3 protein-coding genes are annotated in these 2,873 nt (G+C 59.0%); 1 reads left to right on the top strand and 2 read right to left on the bottom strand.

The genetic code is table 11. From position 1 onward, the window contains the following. Positions 1-171 precede the first annotated feature (171 nt). A complete protein-coding gene (locus F1529_RS17455) occupies positions 172-777 on the top strand; it encodes a trimeric intracellular cation channel family protein (RefSeq protein ID WP_155137846.1) in 606 nt (201 codons plus the stop codon). Positions 778-990: 213 nt separating this feature from the next. Here the strand turns inward: F1529_RS17455 and F1529_RS17450 are convergent, their stop codons facing one another. Both F1529_RS17450 and F1529_RS17445 read right to left on the bottom strand, forming a co-directional pair. After that, positions 991-2,031 (bottom strand): hypothetical protein, encoded by a 1,041-nt coding sequence (locus tag F1529_RS17450; RefSeq protein WP_155137843.1) that lies wholly within the window; start codon positions 2,029-2,031, stop codon positions 991-993. Continuing rightward, complete coding sequence (locus tag F1529_RS17445; RefSeq protein ID WP_155137840.1) at positions 2,028-2,816, bottom strand: sterol desaturase family protein; 789 nt, start codon at positions 2,814-2,816, stop codon at positions 2,028-2,030. The genes F1529_RS17450 and F1529_RS17445 overlap by 4 nt, the downstream gene beginning before the upstream one ends. Positions 2,817-2,873 lie beyond the last annotated feature (57 nt).

Genomic DNA, 2,873 nt, shown 5'->3' with positions numbered 1-2,873 from the left:
GGCGAGAACCTTGGGCTGGCTCATAGGATTCTCCTGTCGCGTGTTTGTCAGTATGCTGACCATTCTGCCTGTTGCGGCGCACACTGTCAGTAATGGCAGTGTGACGCACGGGCGGCGTACGAAGCGATGCCAACGGTGCCAGGCAACGACGCCCTGTCTGCGGAGTGTCCCATGCTGCTCTATTATCTTGATCTTGCTGGCGTTGCCGTGTTTGCTGTCAGTGGTGTACTGGCGGCACGCGACCGGGACCTTGATTTGCTCGGTGTGCTCGTGGTTGCCGCGATCACAGCGATCGGTGGCGGAACGTTGCGTGACTTGCTGCTCGATCGTCACCCGATTTTCTGGATCACCGATACCTGGTACCTGGTCGTTATTCTTGCTGCCACTATCGCTACCGTGCTTTACCTGCGACTGCGCCAGCCACCGGGCATCAGCCTGCAAGTGGCGGATGCGTTTGGCCTTGGCCTGTTTGCGCTGTCCGGAGCCCAGTACGCCGAAGCGGCCAACAGCTCACCGTTGATTGTGGTGCTGATGGGCACCATGACCGGCGTTACCGGTGGCGTGATTCGTGATGTGATTACCGCCAAGGTGCCGCTGATCCTGCGCCAGGAAATTTACGCCACGGCCGCGATTGCCGGCGTGCTCGCTTATCTCGGCATGAAGCAGCTAGGCGTGCCGGAGAGTTACGCGTTCCCCGGCGGGATACTGGTTGTGGTTGGTATCAGGCTGGTGGCTATTCGTTGGGGGCTGCATTTGCCGGTGGTGCACAAGCCGTAGGAGCGCTTTACTTCCGGCTATACGGACTCTTCCGGATTTGTCAGTTTGTCCTTTTTTGCGAGATATGTATCAAACAGTGCTTGATGCCGCGTAAGGCTCAGCGTATCCATCGGACTATCGTAGTCGCGTACCCTTCGATCAGGTTCGCAAGAGTCTGGTCCTTTTGATTTTGTAAGATGAGCGTCCCTGTTTCCCGATCGCAGTGATGGCAACTCAGCAGAGGCTGGCACAGCCGGGCTTATTTCGCAGGGCGCTGTATATCAGTTCCGGATGCTGGTTGGAGGTAACCGTCCAGGCGACGCCGCTACTGGCGAAGCTCCAGGTATTGATCAGCGGTGTCAGCACAAGCAGGGCTGGCTTGTCCTTGCCCAGCGTGACGTCCAATCCATAAGGTGCCGGGTTGGGCAGGCCAAAGTCACGGGCCGCTGTGAGCAGGACAAAGTAGTTGCCGTCGGAGTAGTAGCCGGCCACGGCAGGCAGCGCGCCAGGATGAATCAGGCGTCGTTGCAGCGGCAGGCCAAGCAGGGCGTCGGGCAGCTTGCCGATGGCGGGCAGCCGTGCAGTGACCGCGTCGCCGCTCGCATCCGGCCAGTCCAGATCCCACTCGATCTGCATGGCGGAGGCCGGCAGCGTTGGAGCTTCGGGCAGTGTAATCGGCTGGTTGAACTCGATGTGCTGGTAACGGTAGCTGAACCCGTCGCCGCCGTGCAGGCTAATGTCGCCCGCCAGTGGAAAGCTGTACTGATCAAGTACCTGGGTGCGCGAATGCTGGATCAGGTCGTCGGGGTTGCGGGCTTTCTGTTTCAGCTCGATGGCATCGTGGCCAGCCACCTTGCTGACATTGCCAAGTGCATAGAAGTAGCGCCTGGTATTTTCGCGCCAGGCATCCTCAATGCGCTTGGCTTCCTGTTCCGCTGGTGCGGCGGGCAGATTGCGAATGATCACGGCGATATCCAGCGTTGGCAGCCAAGCCATCAGGGTGTCGCCCGTATAGCGGGTGACGCTGCCGGCGAGGCTGGCCGGCGCCGAGGTGTGACTGTGGAAGTCATGCGGGCGTTGGAACCAGATTTCGCTTTTCACCATGTCGTCGCCGTATAGTCCCTGCTGTTCCAGTACACCGTGGTAGCTTTGCACTGCGGCGATATTGCGCACGGTGCGCTCAATCTGCATTTCCGCCCAGCCGGCAAAACTGGTGGAGGCAGCGACCAGGAAAAGGCCGGGAACCAGGCTTGTCAGGGCAGGGCGAAGAGTCATTGTCCGGTGCTCCGTTTGGGTAACAGGCGGCGGGCCAGTTCAACCCAGCCATGAATTTGCAGCCACAGCGGATTGCGCCTGCCGGGGGCCGGCCGCACACCATACTGAATCGTCTGGTCTGTGCTGGCGAAGGTGCCGAACAACCGGTCCCAGATAATCAGTGTGCCGCCAAAGTTGCGGTCAACAATATCCGCGTTGCTGGCATGATGAATACGGTGATGGGTCGGTGTATTGAAAAGCCGACCGAAGGATCGCGGCCAGGGATCGGTTTCCGAATGCAGGAAGGCCTGGTAGGCGAGGTTGATCAGTTGCATGGTGATCACCATCAGCGGGTCGAAGCCGATGAGTGGCAAAGGCAACCAGAAAAAGAAGGTGATAAATGGGAACCAGCTTTGCCTCAGGGCGGTGCTCAGGTTGAAAAGGTTCGATGAGTGATGGGTAACATGGGCGGCCCAGAAAAACGCCAGCTTGTGGCTGCCGCGATGGAACCAGTAAAAGCAGAAGTCCTCAAGCACAAACAGTGCGCCCCACAGTACCCAGAAGCGGCCGCTGGCAGGGTCGAGCCACCAGGGACCAAAGTCGAACAGTCGGTACTGCCAGACGCTGTAGTAAATGCGGAACAGGATATCCAGCCAGACCAGACCGATCAGCAGGTAGCCGGCATACATCACCAGGTTGGTGGTGGTATCGCCAGCCCGATAGCGGGTCGGGTGGCGCCACCATTCGAGCAGTATAAGCAGGGCCAATAGCAGCAGACCGCCATAATAGGTGTGATCGGGGGTCATGGACGGACCATCATTGTTGTTATGTGGAAACCTGAAGCCTGATAGTCCCACAGTTGC

The sequence above is a fragment of the Alcanivorax sp. VBW004 genome, from assembly GCF_009718865.1.
GTDB lineage: Bacteria > Pseudomonadota > Gammaproteobacteria > Pseudomonadales > Alcanivoracaceae > Alcanivorax.
This window is presented reverse-complemented; position numbering and strand designations above follow the sequence as displayed.

Bases quoted from the DNA above. Each gene is read 5' to 3' on its own strand.
- F1529_RS17455 (WP_155137846.1), top strand. From the start codon at position 172: ATGCTGCTCTATTATCTTGATCTTGCTGGCGTTGCCGTGTTTGCTGTC.
- F1529_RS17450 (WP_155137843.1), bottom strand. From the start codon at position 2,031: ATGACTCTTCGCCCTGCCCTGACAAGCCTGGTTCCCGGCCTTTTCCTG.
- F1529_RS17445 (WP_155137840.1), bottom strand. From the start codon at position 2,816: ATGACCCCCGATCACACCTATTATGGCGGTCTGCTGCTATTGGCCCTG.